Annotated in this window: 14 protein-coding genes; 11 read left to right on the top strand and 3 right to left on the bottom strand. The window is 57.3% G+C overall.

Annotated elements, in window-relative coordinates; all coding sequences use genetic code 11:
* Window positions 1-134 precede the first annotated feature (134 nt).
* A complete protein-coding gene (locus QLG08_RS22300) occupies window positions 135-1,310 on the bottom strand; it encodes a benzoate/H(+) symporter BenE family transporter (RefSeq protein ID WP_033776305.1) in 1,176 nt (391 codons plus the stop codon).
* 92 nt (window positions 1,311-1,402) lie between these two features.
* Between QLG08_RS22300 and QLG08_RS22305 the strand changes: the two genes are divergently transcribed.
* Window positions 1,403-1,948 carry a helix-turn-helix domain-containing protein gene (locus tag QLG08_RS22305; RefSeq protein WP_014605881.1) on the top strand — a complete coding sequence of 182 codons (546 nt, stop codon included), beginning with the start codon at window positions 1,403-1,405 and terminating at the stop codon, window positions 1,946-1,948.
* A gap of 152 nt (window positions 1,949-2,100) precedes the next feature.
* Window positions 2,101-2,658, top strand: coding sequence for an isochorismatase family protein (locus QLG08_RS22310; RefSeq protein ID WP_238493337.1), 558 nt, complete (start codon window positions 2,101-2,103; stop codon window positions 2,656-2,658).
* A gap of 910 nt (window positions 2,659-3,568) precedes the next feature.
* Here QLG08_RS22310 and pqqU read toward each other — a convergent pair.
* Window positions 3,569-5,695 (bottom strand): TonB-dependent receptor PqqU, encoded by a 2,127-nt coding sequence (gene pqqU, locus QLG08_RS22315; protein ID WP_282473178.1) that lies wholly within the window; start codon window positions 5,693-5,695, stop codon window positions 3,569-3,571.
* Window positions 5,696-6,080: 385 nt separating this feature from the next.
* Here pqqU and QLG08_RS22320 point away from each other — a divergent pair, with 385 nt between their 5' ends.
* On the top strand, window positions 6,081-6,941 hold the full coding sequence (locus tag QLG08_RS22320; RefSeq protein ID WP_042676632.1) for an NAD(P)-dependent oxidoreductase: 861 nt from the start codon (window positions 6,081-6,083) through the stop codon (window positions 6,939-6,941).
* Window positions 6,938-7,720: a helix-turn-helix transcriptional regulator gene (locus tag QLG08_RS22325; protein ID WP_015700336.1), complete on the top strand. Its 783-nt coding sequence runs from the start codon at window positions 6,938-6,940 to the stop codon at window positions 7,718-7,720. The genes QLG08_RS22320 and QLG08_RS22325 overlap by 4 nt, the downstream gene beginning before the upstream one ends.
* On the opposite strand, the gene leuA is transcribed toward QLG08_RS22325, so the two are convergent.
* Window positions 7,692-9,356 (bottom strand): 2-isopropylmalate synthase, encoded by a 1,665-nt coding sequence (gene leuA, locus QLG08_RS22330; RefSeq protein ID WP_064373745.1) that lies wholly within the window; start codon window positions 9,354-9,356, stop codon window positions 7,692-7,694. The genes QLG08_RS22325 and leuA overlap by 29 nt on opposite strands.
* 186 nt (window positions 9,357-9,542) lie before the next feature.
* Between leuA and QLG08_RS22335 the strand changes: the two genes are divergently transcribed.
* The 7 genes from QLG08_RS22335 (at window position 9,543) to pqqF (ending at window position 16,182) form a co-directional block, all read left to right on the top strand.
* On the top strand, window positions 9,543-10,565 hold the full coding sequence (locus tag QLG08_RS22335) for a dipeptidase (protein WP_089517364.1): 1,023 nt from the start codon (window positions 9,543-9,545) through the stop codon (window positions 10,563-10,565).
* 145 nt (window positions 10,566-10,710) lie between these two features.
* Window positions 10,711-10,782 carry a pyrroloquinoline quinone precursor peptide PqqA gene (gene pqqA / locus QLG08_RS22340; protein WP_009090272.1) on the top strand — a complete coding sequence of 24 codons (72 nt, stop codon included), beginning with the start codon at window positions 10,711-10,713 and terminating at the stop codon, window positions 10,780-10,782.
* 52 nt (window positions 10,783-10,834) lie between these two features.
* Window positions 10,835-11,752, top strand: a complete 918-nt coding sequence (gene pqqB, locus QLG08_RS22345; RefSeq protein WP_014593676.1) for a pyrroloquinoline quinone biosynthesis protein PqqB — start codon at window positions 10,835-10,837, stop codon at window positions 11,750-11,752.
* Between the two features lie 3 nt (window positions 11,753-11,755).
* On the top strand, window positions 11,756-12,511 hold the full coding sequence (pqqC, locus tag QLG08_RS22350) for a pyrroloquinoline-quinone synthase PqqC (protein ID WP_013025732.1): 756 nt from the start codon (window positions 11,756-11,758) through the stop codon (window positions 12,509-12,511).
* 2 nt (window positions 12,512-12,513) lie between these two features.
* Window positions 12,514-12,792: a pyrroloquinoline quinone biosynthesis peptide chaperone PqqD gene (pqqD, locus tag QLG08_RS22355; RefSeq protein WP_013025733.1), complete on the top strand. Its 279-nt coding sequence runs from the start codon at window positions 12,514-12,516 to the stop codon at window positions 12,790-12,792.
* The gene (gene pqqE, locus QLG08_RS22360) at window positions 12,779-13,921 is read left to right on the top strand and encodes a pyrroloquinoline quinone biosynthesis protein PqqE (protein ID WP_072138043.1); all 1,143 of its coding nucleotides are present in this window, start codon (window positions 12,779-12,781) and stop codon (window positions 13,919-13,921) included. The genes pqqD and pqqE overlap by 14 nt, the downstream gene beginning before the upstream one ends.
* Window positions 13,921-16,182, top strand: a complete 2,262-nt coding sequence (gene pqqF, locus QLG08_RS22365) for a pyrroloquinoline quinone biosynthesis protein PqqF (protein ID WP_238493339.1) — start codon at window positions 13,921-13,923, stop codon at window positions 16,180-16,182. Before pqqE ends, pqqF begins: the two co-directional genes overlap by 1 nt.
* The last annotated feature ends 36 nt before the right edge of the window (window positions 16,183-16,218 follow it).

Consider the following 16,218-nt stretch of genomic DNA (forward strand, 5'->3'; position numbering starts at 1 on the left):
AGGCAGAAGATCGCGTGTTATCGTCGATTACGGTGATTTTACGTGGGACAATGGCAAATCAAACCGCTGAAAAAGGGGATAAATGCGTGGTTTTTTGACCCGCTGGCGGGAAAATAACCAATGCCCAGATGATGTTACGCTGTTTTACGCTTTAATAACAGATGTGCAACCACACCGCCGACCAGGCCCCAGAACGCCGCGCCGATGCCGCAGAGCGTTACCCCGGATGCGGTGATCAAAAAGGCTATCAGGGCGCTGTCCCGCTCCTCGGGCTGCTCAAGCGCCCGTTGCAGACTGCCGCCGAGCGTGGCAAGCAGTGCCAGCCCCGCCAGCACCTGCACCATTACCGCAGGCAGTGCGCTGAATAACACGGCAATTAACGCGCCGGAAAAGCCAGCCAGCAGATAAAAAAAACCGGCCAGCGCGGCAGCTATCCAACGGCGACGGGGATCGACATCCACATCTTCTCCCATGCAAATGGCCGCCGTAATCGCCGCCACACATACCGAAAACCCGCCAAACGGTGACAAGACCAGGGCCAGCAGTCCTGTCCAGCTCATCAACGCGGAGACCGGGGGGCGGTAGCCATGGGCGTGCAATGTGGCGATGCCCGGTGCATTTTGTGACGCCATGGTCACCAGAAAATAGGGAAGGCCAACACCGATGAGTACAGGCCATGAAAAGGTCGGCCAGACAGGGCCGGGAAGGCTGAAACTCGCCGCATGCGCGGGAAAATGGAGGCTGTTTTGCCCGTATGCGACAGCCAGACCTGCCAGCAGCGCGATTAGAATGGCGTAGCGGGCCAACCACCGGCGTGCCAGTAGCCAAACACAGCACATTGCGCCCGCCAGGGTAAAATTTACCGCTAAATCGCTAAACGTCTGCAGGCCAAAGCGCAGTAAAATCCCGGCCAGCATGGCGGCGGCCAGCGAGGCAGGGATGTAGTTCATTAGTCGGGCAAACAGGCCCGTCACCCCGCACAACACAATCAGGGCATTGGCAAAAACAAACACGCCGACGGCTTCGTGTATCGATGCGCCCTGTAGGCTGGTGGCGAGTAATGCCGCGCCCGGCGTGGACCAGGCGGCTAAGATCGGCATCCGGTACGCCAGAGAGAGCCCCGCTGAAGCAATGCCCATCGCCAGGCCAATGACGGAAAGCCAGCCGGCAATTTGCGCGGATGAGGCGCCCGCGGACAGGGCAACCTGATAGATAATCGCACCGGTACTGCTGTAGCCGACTAATACCGCCACCAGGCCGGAAACGGCCATGGGCAGGGTAACGGGAAAGGGTGCGCGGCGTGCTGACATGGTGTAACCCTCTTGTGCGTTATAGCGCACATCCTCGCACAGGGCGTTATAACGCACAAGTGTTACACTAGAGCGGTAAAGCAGGAGATAACATGGAAAATTTGCATCAATATCTTGGCGATGGGCTAAAACAATTGCGCCAAGCCAATGGCTGGAGCCTGAGCTTAACCGCAGAAAAAACGGGCGTCAGTAAGGCGATGCTGGGCCAGATTGAACGCGGCGAGTCCAGCCCCACGGTCGCGACCTTGTGGAAAATAGCGACCGGCTTCAACGTTCCGTTCTCATTTTTTGTTCATTCCGGGACACATTCCGCAGGCGAGGTGACCTGTTACCGGCAGCAGAATGCGCAGATGGCGGTTACGCCGCTGCTGCCTTACGACGCCCGGTTGCGTTTTGATTTACTGGCGGTTGAGCTGGCAGCGGGTGCGCAAAGCGACTCCACTGCCCATGAGAAAGGGGTGATTGAGCAGGTGGTGGTACTGGAAGGGGAACTGTTGTTAGGCGTGGAAGAGACCTGGCGACGGCTTAAACAGGGCGAAGCCTTTCAGTTCCGAGCCGACGTTGCCCACAGCTATCGTAATCCCCTTGACCGCCGCCTGCGGTTTCACAGCCTGATCCACTATCTGGGCCGAACCTGAGCTTACAAATTGAAACCAGCCGCGTCTGTTCAGGCCCGACCGGCATTTGTATACTTCGTTTCCCTTGTATGGCGCGCTTTGCAGGGTATATCAACCCCCGGCGTCTGCGCCATACTGACGCTTTATCTGTTACCGATTTGTGAGGAATGACTATGGCTATAACCACACTTGATGCGAAAACCGCTCTGATCGTCATCGATCTGCAAGAGGGGATTGTTGCGCTGCCAGTTGTGCACGAGCCACAGCCGGTGATTGAACGCTGCGCACGACTTGCCAGCGCTTTTCGTGAAAAGGATCTGCCCGTCGTGCTCGTCAACGTGGCAGGCGGTGCGCCTGGTCGCAATGAACAGCCGCGTCACGAAGGCGAGCTGCCTGCAAACTGGGCGACCCTGGTGCCCGCCATGACACCGCAGCATAACGATCTGACCATCACCAAAAAAACCTGGGGCGCGTTTCATGACACCGCACTGCATGATGAACTGCAAAAGCGTGGCATTACCCAGGTGGTCATTTGCGGCATTGCCACCAGTATTGGCGTGGAATCTTCGGCGCGTGAGGCGTATGCATCAGGTTACAACGTCACGCTTGCAGTGGATGCGATGACCGATCTCAATAGTGATACGCACGAAAACAGCATCAAGCGCGTCTTTCCCCGCCTGGGTGAAACGGGCAGCTATAATGATGTGATTGCCAAACTGAACGCACTGTAAACCCTGTCATGCAGGCCAGGGATTGAGCAGCATCACGCCCAGTCCCTGGAAATCGTTCAGGTTACGTGTGACCTGAATGACATCGTGCTGTAGCGTCGTTGCCGCGATCAGCGCATCGGTTGCGGAACGTCAGTCGGGCAGGTGCAGCATGGCGCACCGGCCTGCGAACAGGCCATCGATCGGCAACCTTCGCTGGCGATCCGCCTCAGGCTCCTGCATCTGATACCCGTGGCGCAAACGTTGTGCCTGCTCCCCATTCCGCCGTTCAAGACGCAAAATACCTGTCTCTGTTTCCAGCCGCGTCAGGGCTGAAATGAACGTGCTGTCAAGGTCAATAGCATTAGCCCTGCCAGGACATGGGGATCAATACGCGGCGTGCCTGCCTTACGCAACCCAGAAGATAGGGTTATCCGGCAGATAACGCATCAGAAGCCGGCATCTCGTCCGGTGATGACAGGCCGTTCAGGTGCGAAATCGACATCTGCCGTTTCAGGCATTGCCAGCGTCATGGCCAGTTTTTTTTACCGCCTGTTAACCTCGGATATGCCTCAACCGTTAACAGGACATGAGCGGGTTTATCGTGATCGGTGATGTACACTGGACCTTCCTCCGCCTCTTTTTTCGCATTGGTAACATCCTGATTAAAGGCACGACTGAAACAGATTTTACTGCTCAACGTGCGTGCTCCTTATGATGTCGTTACGTTACTGCATGGATTTTAGGATCGTGGACTTTGTTTGAGCGAGTTTTGAACAAAAATTCGAGTGCTTTCGCAAATAGGTATTCTGGAGGCCGACGTTGACGGCGAAAGAGGGTAATGCGTCAGGGGATTGTGCCAGGCGCGATGAGAATAACCTGAGAGGTCGCCACGCTGCGCCGCCGCGTTGTGCTCACGCGGCGGCCATGTTCACTACTGGAAAGCGTAACTGACCGTCAGGCCCACGCTGTAGTTGCGCCCCGGAGCCGGTTCAAAGTAGCGACCGTTGCTTTCATTGACGATCACCGAGCCAACGTAGTTGCGGTCAAACAGGTTATCCACCCGACCAAACAAATCCAGCGTCCAGGCATCGACAAGCCACTTATAGCCGCTGTTGACCGAGGTGATGGCATAGGAAGGCGCACGGACCGCATTGCTGTCATCCGCTGCGATGTTGCTCATATAACGCCATTCCGCTCCGGCATAAAAGCCTTCTTCAGGTGCATAAGCCAGCCCGGTATACAGCATATTGCGCGCAATGCCCGGAATACGGTTGCCGTCGCAGCTGGCGTTGCCGCAGGCATTACTGCGATAGCGCGCATCCAGCAGCGTATAGGCCATTTTCAGTCGCCAGTCGTAGTTAACCTGCTGATCGAACGCCAGTTCGAGGCCACGCCGACGGGTTTCTCCGGCATTTTTGTATGTGGTGCGTCCGCCGCTATTGCTGTCGACAACAATTTCATCCTGAGTATCGGTCTGGAAAACGGCAGCGCTGAGCAGGCCATTGCCCAGACGTTTTTTGCTGCCTAACTCAACCGTGTCGCTGGTCGCGGGTTTCAGCCCCAGATTCAGGCCGGACTGATCGTCTGAACGATAGGACAGCTCATTAATCGTCGGGGTTTCAAATCCACGGCCGGCAGATAAATAGGCATTCCAGCTGTCGTCAAACGCATACTTCAGCGCGGCGGCGGGCAGCCATTTGTGATAACGGGCATCGCCACTGTCATCGCCGTTGCCTGGCGTGATGTAAAAGTCGTTGGAGTCAAAACTGACCGTACTGAAACGGACGCCTGCATCCAGCGACCATTTTTGACTGAGCTGCCAGGTGGTCTGCAAATAGGGATCAAGATTCCACATCAGGTTACGTTCGTTGCGCCGCATATTTCCCTGCTCACCGAACTGCGTCACGCCGTTGGCCGTAGTGAAATTCTCAAAACCTTTGCGCTGTTCGCTCATGGTTTCGTAATCCAGCCCGGCAGTCAGCGTGACCGGAACCGAAAACAGATCATCACGGTGTGTCCAGCGGGTATCAATGCCCTGATAGTGACGGGTCAACGCGATCACGCCGCCGGGATGCGATGGGCTTCGCTGCACGTTGGCAGGAATGGGCTGGAACTGCGTCGTTTCACGCATCCCGGCATACATCATCACGCTCAGGTCGTCGTTTTCGCTCATCCGACGCTGATAGTGCAGGCCGCCCTGGGTTTGATCGACGGTTTTGCGGGTGTTGTAAAGTGAGACATTACTAACAACCTGACGGGGATTCGCGCGCCACTGGTCAGGCGTTAACCCACCCGGGTCCTGCGCGTCGATATGTACGCTGTTAAACAGTAAGGTCAGGGTGCTGACGTCATCAATGCGTACGCCCAGCTTTGCGTTACCCAGATTTTTTTGCGCGGCGCTGTGGTCGCGATAACCGTGAGTGGTAAAGCGCGAGGCGGAAAGCGTGTAATTGACATCGCCGGCTTTTGTGCCGTCGCCGGTGGCGCCGCTGGCTTTCACGCTGTTGCGCCAGCTACCGTAGCTGCCAAACCAACTGCCTGCTTCAAGCGTGGGGGGCTGCTGACCGGTCTGAGTGGTAACGTTAATGACGCCGCCGGAGGCATTGCCATACAGCGCAGAAAACGGCCCACGCAGCACCTCCACCCGATCGACCGAACCGATATCAATATTGGACGTTTGTCCCTGACCATCCGGCATGGTGGCCGGAATGCCATCGACATAAATGCGCAGGCCACGGACCCCGTAAGTCGAACGGGAACCAAAGCCGCGCACGGACAACTGCAGGTCCTGTGCATAATTTTGCCGGTTTTGGATCTGCAACCCCGGTACGCTGGTCAGGTTTTCTGACAGGTTAACGCGCGGGGCGGCCTGACGCATATCGTCGCCGTTTACCACGCTCACGGCGGCAGGCGTATCAAGTTCATTAAGGCCTTTTGCTGGCGGCGCGGCGCTGACAACAAGGGTATTACCGCCATCTGCCGCAAACAGCGGCAGCGGAAAGAGGGCAGGCAGCACTAATAACGGCAGGCTTGCCTGGCGTGATCGCTTAATATTCATCGGTATTTGGCCTGAAAGCGTGGATCCCTGGGTATATGTCGCCTGCCAGAGTGACGAAAACAACGGTGGCTATCGGCAGGTCGCGAAAATGGTGGTACTAAATGAACCAACTGGAACAATCGCGACACATGTTACTGGTTTTGTCAGAGGTTTGGAAAGCGTAAATGATTGGCCGGTTTATGTGATCGCATCGTCGCCAACCTTGTTATTCTCTGACCGGCTCGACGCCGCGAAGAGGCCTGTCGGGCCACGGTGTCTTCATGGCCCGTTACGCGCGGGTCACGGCGTGCCGACGGGACGCGCCGGGTAACAGATGCTACATTTGAGCCTGCGCCGTCAGGTATACAGAAGACGGATACCCATAATCAGAACGAAGGAAATCAGCATGAAACAACCTGATGTTGCAGTACTGGGATTAGGGGCGATGGGGCATGCCTTTGCCGCTAATTTACTGAAAAAGGGGTTCAGGGTGTACGGCTGGAACCGCACCCGTGCGCGGGGGGAGGATTTGATTGCGGCGGGGCTGACGTTAACCGATTCCGCAGCGGAAGCCGTGCAGAAGGCGGACGTGGTAATTGCCATGTTGTCCGACGGCGAGACCACAGAGCAGGTCCTGCACGAGGCGAAAGCGGCGCTGAAACAGGGCGCAACGCTGTGCCAGATGGGCACGATCGGCGTTGAAAAAACGGATGCGCTGATCACTTTCTTTGCTCAGGCTCGTCCCGATGTGGTGTTTATCGACGCGCCGGTTTCCGGTACCAAGGCGCCCGCAGAGAACGCCCAGATTCTGGTGATGGCCAGTGGCGATCGGTCCCGTGCTCAGGCCGCAGAGGCCGTCTTCGACGCGATAGGTAAAGGCACGCAGTGGCTGGGTGAGGCGGGCAAGAGCGCGCGCATGAAGCTGGTCATCAACAGCTGGCTGATTGGTCTGATGCAGAGCCTGGCCGAAAGTACCCGGCTTGCCGACCAGTTTGGTTTCTCAACCGACGATCTGTGGCAGGTGCTGGACGGTGGCCCGCTGGCGGCGCCTTATGCCAAAATGAAGCTGGGCATGATGGCCAGCGATGATTATACCCCGCAGATGCATCTGCAATGGGCGCTTAAAGACGCGAAGCTGGCACTGGACGCCTCAGACAATTCACTGCCCGCGCTGGAAAATATCGCCAGCGTCTGGCAGCAGGCCGTGGAAGCCGGTCATGGTGAAGAGGACTTAGCCGTGATCTATAAATATCTTAAGTCGCAATGAGTTCAAGGGTCAGTTTTGATTTCAGCACGCGCCCGCTGGTGCCGCTGGCGCACGACTATTCGCATGGTGCGACAGAACCCTGGCACCATCACAGCTGCGCGCAGCTTATTCATACGCTGAGCGGCGTCGTGCGCGTGGAAACAGAACAGGGCAGTTGGACCGTACCGCCAAGTCGTGGCGTCTGGCTGCCCGCTTTTACCCGTCATCGCTTGTACATTACCGGCGCAGTCGCCGCACGCACGCTGTTTATCGATCCCCTTGCCAGAGCCGATCTTCCCGCCAGCTGCCAGGTCGTGCAGATTTCAGCGCTGCTGCGCGAGCTGATCATCCACGCCATCGATTTGCCCGTGTCCTATGCGCCAGCCAGCCGTAGCGAACGGATTTATGAATTGATTCTGGATGAAATTCGCGGCATGGATGCGCTGCCTTATGCGTTGCCCCTGCCACAGAGCCCACGTTTACGGGCGCTGTGCATGCAGATTCAGGCCGATCTGGCGGGCGACTGGTCTCTGGCGGCGGCCAGCGCCAGGCTCAACCTGTCTGGCCGGACGCTGGCTCGCCATTTCGTGCGTGAAACCGGCCTGCAGTTCAGTGACTGGGTCCGGCGGGCGCGCGTGGCTGTTGCCCTGACGCGTCTGGCGCAGGGCGACAGCGTATTGCGCGTGGCTTTGGATCTGGGCTATGAAAGCCCGAGTGCCTTTAGCGCCATGTTTCGCCGTCTGCTGGGTGTATCGCCAACGGACTATTTTCCTACGGCAGAAAGTGGCTTGCCGCGTTAAGCAACGCCTGCAGTGCGGCGCGCGACGTATCATTGTCGATGCTGACGCCCCAGTGGCGTTCGCCCTGAAGGTTGATGCAGCTGACATAGGCAACTGAGCGGCTGTCGCTACGTTTTCCCAGCGTATGCTCATGATAATCTTCAATGGTCAGCGCCAGGTCGAGGGACTGACGGAGTGCCGTCACAGCGGCGGAAAGCAGGCCATTACCGCGGCCTGTCAGACGCAGAGTGCGGCCCTGATGATGGACGTGGGCACGCAGTTGCGTCTGCTCGCCCGACTCGCTTTGACTGTGCGCTTCCATCAGGCGCAGAGCGGGCTGCTCAATCTGATAGTGACGGCAGAAAAGCTGCCAGACAGCGTGCTGCGTCATTTCTTTACCGTGCAGATCGCTCTCCTGCTGAACGCAACGGCTGAAATCCTGCTGCAGAGGGCGGGGAAGTTGCAGGCCATGATTTTGCTCCAGCAACCAGGCGGCGCCGCTTTTACCCGACTGGCTGTTTACCCGAATTACAGCTTCGTAACTGCAGCCGATATCGGCAGGGTCGAGTGGCAAATAGGGGATCTGCCACTGCGTTTCCTTATGCTGGCGGCGGTAAGCGAATCCCTTCTTAATCGCATCCTGATGCGAGCCGGAAAAAGCGGTAAATACCAGCTCACCGGCATAGGGATGACGGGGATGAACCGGCAGTTTATTGCAGTCGGTCACCACCTCAATAACCCGCGCCATATCACTAAAGTCCAGTCCCGGCGCAATGCCCTGGGTATAAAGATTTAACGCCAACGTCACCAAATCAACGTTACCTGTACGTTCACCATTGCCAAACAGGCAGCCTTCAATCCGATCCGCGCCTGCCAGCAGGGCCAGTTCCGCGCAGGCGACGCCCGTTCCTCTGTCGTTATGAGGATGAACGCTGATACATACCGCGTCGCGTCGGCTAAAGTGACGGCAGAAAAACTCTATCTGATCGGCATAGACGTTGGGCGTATTCACTTCAACAGTGGCGGGCAGGTTGATGATCATGGGACGTTCCGGGCTGGGTTGCCAGACCTCTGCTACCGCCTCACATATCTCCAGCGCGAAGGCCGGCTCTGTAAAACAGAAGGTTTCGGGTGAATATTCAAAGCTCCACTGTGTGTCAGGCGCGGCCTCACATGCAGCACGAATCTGTCTTGCGCTCGTGGTCGCCAGCGCCACGATCTGTGTTTTACTCTGATTAAACACGCGTTCGCGAAATAAGGGGGCGGTGGCATTATACAAATGCACAATGGCGCGCGGTGCGCCTTCCAGTGCGCAGAATGTTCTGTCAATCAGGTCGTGACGTGCTGGCGTTAACACCTGCAACGTCACGTCATCAGGAATGCGCTTTTGTTCGATAAGATCCCGCACAAAGTCAAAATCCGTTTGCGAGGCAGAAGGAAAGGCGGCTTCAATCTCTTTAACGCCGCAGTCCAGTAATAATTGCCAGAACTGCAGTTTCTGCGCACGATTCATCGGTTCTGCCAGGGCCTGATTGCCATCCCGCAGGTCGGTAGACAGCCAGCGCGGCGCGCGGGTGATCTGCTGTGAAGGCCACTGGCGAGAGGCCAGATCAACGGACGGGAACGGACGATATTTCTCAGCCGGATGCATCAACATAGTCATCTCCTTGTAGGTGTTAATCCAGTGTGGCGTGGCGTTACGCCCGCCGCGCGCGGAAAACTGACAACCTGAAGCGCAAAAGTGACAATTTTGTTGACGCCTTGTGGCGCTGAGTGCGCAGGCGTTTGCTGAAGAGGAAAGAGAGCGGTAGCATAACCTGATGTTTCTCAAGGTGGTTCCCCTATGCTGGTTTTCGACGGGCACAACGATCTGTTACTCAATCTGTGGCTGTACCATCGCGATGCGCCCGCAGAGGCTTTCTATGCGGGCGTGCCAAAAGGTCACCTCGACTTTCCTCGTATGCAGCAGGGCGGTTTTGCCGGTGGGCTGTTTGCTGTTTTTGTGCCGCCGCAGGACTATCTCGCTCAGGTCGCCCCGGCTCGCGCCGCGCAAGAACCCTATGATCCGCTGACAATCATGTGGCAGCAGCTGGCGATACTGCAGCAGATCGCTGCGCAGTCAGCGGGCCGTGCCAGGCTATGCCACAGCGCTGCAGAGATTGAAGCCTGCCGTGCTGAGGGCGTGTTGGCGCTGGTGGCGCATATTGAAGGGGCCGACGCGCTGGATGCGGAGGGCGAAACGCTAAACGCCTTCTACCAGGCAGGTGTTCGCTCTATCGGCCCATTCTGGAATCTGAAAAATCGCTTCGGCGAAGGGGTTAACGGCAGTTTTCCAGGTTCGCCGGATACGGGGCCAGGCCTGACGGCAGAAGGGGAAGCGCTTATCAGGCAGGCCGCTGCCTTAAACATGATGATTGATGTGTCGCATATGAATGAAAAAGCCTTCTGGGATACGGCCCGGCTTTCCGCTGCGCCGCTGGTGGCCAGCCACTCTAATGCTCACGTTTTATGTGCTCAGCCGCGCAACCTGACCGATAACCAGCTTAAGGCGATCCGTGCCAGCGGTGGGCTGGTTGGCATAAACTTTGGCAATGCGTTCCTTCGTGCTGATGGAAAACGCGACAGTGATACCGATCTGACAGAAATCGTCAAACATTGCGATCACTTAATTAACATAATGGGCGAAGATCACGTGGCATTCGGTTCAGACTTTGACGGGATCTCGCCGCCTGAGGCGTTAGGTGACGTTAGCGGTCTGCCGCGATTGCTCGCCGTTTTTCGTGACTCGGGCTATGATCAACGCATGCTGGAAAAATTAACGTGGGGAAACTGGTTACGGGTTTTGCAACACACCGGACTGCACTAACACGTTTTCTTACGGGCTTTTCATTGATTTCACCTGGCCGTCTGCGTGAAAATAGTGTGACAAGGTTCGCATTTTAACCCCTGTCACAATGCTGTCTTGCAGTCATTCATTTGTCTGTTTATCTCAATCTATAAGGAAGAAAGTTATGTGGAAAAAACCAACGTTTGTTGACCTGCGCCTCGGTCTGGAAGTGACGCTGTACATCTCCAACCGCTAATCACTTGCCCGCCGTCTGTGCGGGCATTTTGTTTCAACACCTGGTTCCTTTCATGTTTATTAAAGTCCTTGGATCGGCTGCAGGCGGTGGATTCCCTCAGTGGAATTGCAACTGCCCCAACTGTGATGGTGTGCGTAACGGGACTCTGCAGGCCAGCCCGCGCACCCAGTCCTCCATCATCATCAGTGATAACGGTGAAGACTGGGTTCTCTGCAATGCCTCACCTGACATCAGCCAGCAAATACTGCACACGCCTGAATTAGTGAAAAAGGGCGTTCTGCGCGGGACCGCGATCGGCGGCATTATTCTTACCGACAGTCAGATTGACCACACCACCGGGCTGCTCAGCCTGCGTGAGGGCTGCCCGCATCAGGTGTGGTGTACACCCGAAGTGCATGACGATCTGACGACCGGTTTCCCGGTGTTTACCATGCTGAAACACTGGAATGGCGGACTTCAACACCGGCCCATTCGTCCGTTAACGCCGTTTAACGTGGATGTGTGTCCGGATCTCCAGTTTACCGCTATCCCGATCCTCAGCAATGCACCGCCTTATTCACCTTACCGTGACCGTCCGTTACCGGGCCACAACGTCGCGCTGTTTATTGAAAACCGCGCCAACGGCCAGACGCTCCTGTATGCCCCTGGGCTTGGGGAGCCGGATGCGGTGATCCTGCCCTGGCTTGAGCAGGCCGACTGCCTGCTGATTGATGGTACGGTATGGCAGGATGATGAATTACTGACCGCGGGCGTGGGTAAAAATACCGGCAAGGCCATGGGCCACCTGGCGCTGGCCGAAGAGCAGGGGCTGATGGCACTGCTCGCCCGTCTGCCAGCAAAACGAAAGATTTTAATCCATATTAACAACACGAATCCCGTTCTCAACGAACAGTCACCTCAGCGGCAGTACCTGACACAACAGGGCATTGAGGTGAGTCACGACGGGATGGCGATACATCTTCAGGACTAAACGATGCTGATTACGGAAACCCTGTCGCCGCAGGCCTTTGAACAGGCGCTGCGTGATAAAGGCGCCTACTACCATATTCATCACCCGTACCATATTGCGATGCATAACGGTCAGGCTACGCCTGAGCAGATTCAGGGATGGGTGGCGAATCGCTTTTACTACCAGACCAGCATTCCGCTGAAAGACGCGGCGATCATGGCCAACTGCCCCGATCCGGCAACCCGACGTAAATGGGTACAACGCATCCTGGATCATGATGGTAGCCAGGGCGAAGATGGCGGCATTGAGGCCTGGTTACGCCTGGGCGAAGCGGTGGGCTTAAGCCGGGATGAACTGGTCTCGGAGCAGCATGTCCTGCCGGGCGTCCGGTTTGCGGTTGATGCCTATGTCAGTTTTGCCCGTCGCGCAAACTGGCAGGAAGCGGCCTGTAGCTCGCTGACCGAGCTGTTTGCGCCTCAGATTCATCAGTCGCGGCTCGACAGCTGGCCGCAGCACTATCCGTGGATCAAAGAAGAAGGTTACTTCTATTTCCGTAGCCGCCTGAGTCAGGCCAACCGCGACGTGGAGCACGGCCTGGCGCTGGCGCTGGCGTTTTGCGACACCGCGGAAAAACAGAACCGCATGCTGGAGATCCTGCAGTTCAAGCTGGATATTCTGTGGACCATGCTGGATGCCATGACCATGGCTTACGAACTTCAACGCCCGCCTTATCATAGCGTGACGGATAAAGCGGCCTGGCACACAACCCGACTGGTATAACGATGAACGAACACACAATTGCCGCCTTTCGCCGGGGCTACCGTATGCAATGGGAAGCGGCACAGGACAGCCACGTCGTGCTTTACCCGGAAGGCATGGCGAAACTCAATGAAACCGCCGCCGCCATTCTGGAGCTGGTTGACGGCAAGCAGGATATCGCCGCGATCATTGCCATTCTGGATGCGCGTTTCCCCGAGGCCGGCGGTGTGGGCGAGGATGTCAAAGAATTCCTGCAGTCAGCCTATGAACAGAAGTGGATACAGTTTCGTGAACCAGCATAAACCCGGCGTCAATCCGCCCCTGTGGCTGCTGGCCGAGCTGACGTACCGCTGTCCGCTCCAGTGCCCGTACTGCTCAAATCCACTGGATTTTGCCCAGCAGGAAAAAGAGCTGAGCACTGAACAGTGGATCGACATCTTTCGCCAGGCACGCGCCATGGGCAGCGTTCAGCTCGGCTTTTCCGGCGGGGAGCCGTTAACGCGCAAAGACCTGCCCGACCTGATCAAAGCGGCACGTGACTTAGGTTTTTATACCAATCTGATCACCTCCGGGATTGGCCTGACGGAGAAAAAGCTTGAGGCTTTCAGCGACGCGGGACTGGATCATATTCAGATCAGTTTCCAGGCCAGTGATGAAACCCTTAACGCGGCGCTGGCCGGCTCTAAGAAGGCGTTTCAGCAGAAGCTGGAGATGGCGCGCGCGGTCAAAGCCCACGGCTATCCCATGGTGCTGAACTTCGTGCTGCATCGTCACAATATCGATCAGATCGATAAGATTATCGACCTGTGCATCGAGCTTGAAGCCGATGATGTGGAGCTGGCGACCTGTCAGTTTTACGGCTGGGCGCAGTTAAACCGTGAGGGATTGCTGCCTACCCGTGAGCAGATCGCCCGGGCCGAAGGCATCGTGAATCAGTACCGTGCGCGCATGAGCGACAGCGGTAGCCTCACCAATCTGCTGTTCGTGACGCCTGACTATTATGAAGAACGTCCCAAGCCCTGCATGGGCGGTTGGGGCGCGATCTTCCTGAGCGTCACGCCCGATGGCACCGCGCTTCCGTGCCACAGCGCACGCCAGCTGCCGGTGGCTTTTCCCTCTGTGCTTGAACAGAGCCTGGAGGATATCTGGTACCACTCGTTTGGCTTCAACCGCTATCGCGGCTATGACTGGATGCCGGAACCCTGTCGCTCCTGTGACGAAAAAGAGAAAGATTTTGGCGGCTGTCGCTGTCAGGCCTTTATGCTTACCGGCGATGCAGACAATGCCGATCCGGTCTGCAGCAAATCGCCGCACCATGGCAAAATCCTTGATGCCCGCCGTGAAGCCGACTGCAGCGACATTAAAATTGGTCAGCTTCAGTTCCGCAATCGCAGCAATTCTCAGCTGATCTATAAAACGCGGATTCTGTAATGCATTCACGCTGCCTGCAACTCAATGGACTGAACGTAACGCTGTGCCACCAGCCGGACGCCACCCAGGCGGCGGCGCTGGTCAAAGTGGCGGCAGGCAGCCATGACGAGCCAGAGCGCTGGCCTGGACTCGCGCATTTGCTGGAGCACCTGCTTTTTACCGGCAGTCAGCGCTGGCCGCATGATGGGCGGCTGATGAGTTGGGTTCAGGCGAACGGCGGACAGGTGAATGCTACCACCCAGGCACGCGAAAGCGCCTGGTTTTTTGAGGTCACCCCCGACAACTTCAGTGAAGGCCTGTTGCGCCTGCAGGATATGCTGAGTGCGCCGAGCCTGACCCGCGAGGCCATCAGCCAGGAAATCGCGGTGATTGATGCAGAGTACCGCCTGCTGCAGCGCCATGCTGCGGCCCGCGCGGAAGCCGCCATGTTTACGCCAGTGACGTCTCCGGCGCAGTTTAAACGCTTTCATGTAGGGAACAGGATGTCGTTCGGTGACAACGTCACTGATTTGCAGGCGGCGCTGCGGGCTTTTCATCAGCGCTTCTTTCACTCAGACAACCTGACGCTGTGGCTGCAGGGCCCACAGTCGCTGGAACAGCTCACCGCGTTGGCGAAGGCGTTTGCCGCTGCGTTTCAGCCACGCAACAGTGCCAGGCGGCCCGATGCCCCGGTAACGCTTTCGCCCAACAGGGCGCTGGCGTTACAGCAGGAAGGGCCATCAGCACTATGGCAAAGCTGGATTTTACCCGCGCAATTTCGTGACAGCGTCACTTTACTGCGCGAGTTTTTCCTTGATGATGCCCCTGGCGGGCTGCTGGAAACGCTGTATGCACGCACGCGGGCCAGCCAGCCTGACGTGAAATGGCTTTATCAGTCGGACGCGAACATCTGGTTGGCGGTCACGTTCGTCACGGAGGATCCGGCCGCTGTTCCGCCCCTGATCGCGTCCTTTCTTGAGGCGCTGCGCCATACCACGCTGGTGCAGCGGCAGCACTACTGGCAGCTGGCGCAGCAGCGCCTGACCGCACAGTCGCCCCTGCTGCAACTTCAGGCGCGCGCGCTGGGCTTTGCGGCCGTGGGCGACTGTCCCGACCTGGACGCCTTACTGAACGAAATGCACGCCGACACGGCGACCACGCTGATGTGCGCCGCCGAGGTGAAAGGTGAAACGCACAGGGTTCAGGGTTATGACCTGTCACTGACAGCCTGGCAAAAGCCCGTGATGAATTGCCCGCCCGTCAGGTGGACATTTTACCCGCAGCCGAATCCCTTGCCGCTGCGTGCAGAGCCGACCGGTCAGGCCGTGTTACCCCATATCACACCGGATGAGACGCAGGGCACGCTGGTGCTGCGTCCTGAACTTTATACAACATGGGCAGCCGGCGCGGCCTGCGAGCCTGAGTTACGCCCCGTGTTTGCGGTGCTGCGGCATTTTTCCGGCAGCGGAGAGTGGCGTGAGGTTCAGGGCGTCTGGCAACTCACCCTGCGCCTGCCGTCAGACAAGACGCTGCTCAGTGCGGCACTGGGGCAGCTTGTGCAATGCCTGATGCAGACACACAGCGTATCCACGCCGGTGATACCGGGCATTGCGATACGCGAACTGCTGCGCCAGCTGCCGCTCCGGCTGGCGACGTCACTCAATCCGCAATGCTGGCGTGCCGTCCTGCTCGGGGGCAATGCCGAACAGCATCGGCTCGTGTCCCGGCAGTTGAGTGTGCTGACGGTGAATTCACCTACGCGCCCTGAGTACCGCTGCGTAGGCGGTGAAACCTGTATTCCCCATCCCAGCGATGACAGTGCCGTTCTGCTGTTTATTCCCTTGGGCGACCCACAGCAGCTGGCCGCACTTCGCGCGCTGGCGCTGATCTGTGAGCCACGCTTTTATCAGCGCTACCGGGTAGAACAGCCGATCGGCTACGTCGTCAGTTGCCGCTACCATCGCAGTACGGATAGTGATGGTCTTCTCTTTGCGCTTCAGTCACCGGATTGTCCGGCATCGACCCTGATCCAATTCTGCGAAGACTTTCTGCGTGACATAGCGATCTACATTGCCCAGCAGGCAATCGATCCGCTCAAAACGCCGCTTTTGCAGGTGAAAGAAGATGCACGTGGAGTGGCGTTACGCCAGGCGAATGGGTTGCCAAACCTGGAGGCGGAGAAGATAGCCGCACTCACTGAGGGAGAGGTGAAGCAGTTACAGCAACAGTTACTGACCGATCGGCACCGCTGGCAGATCCTGTATGCTAAAGGTAAGAATTAGAATAATCACACATTGATATTGCTGAATAATTTTGAT

Origin of the sequence: Pantoea sp. V106_11 (assembly GCF_029967885.1) — a bacterium.
Classification (GTDB): domain Bacteria; phylum Pseudomonadota; class Gammaproteobacteria; order Enterobacterales; family Enterobacteriaceae; genus Pantoea; species Pantoea ananatis.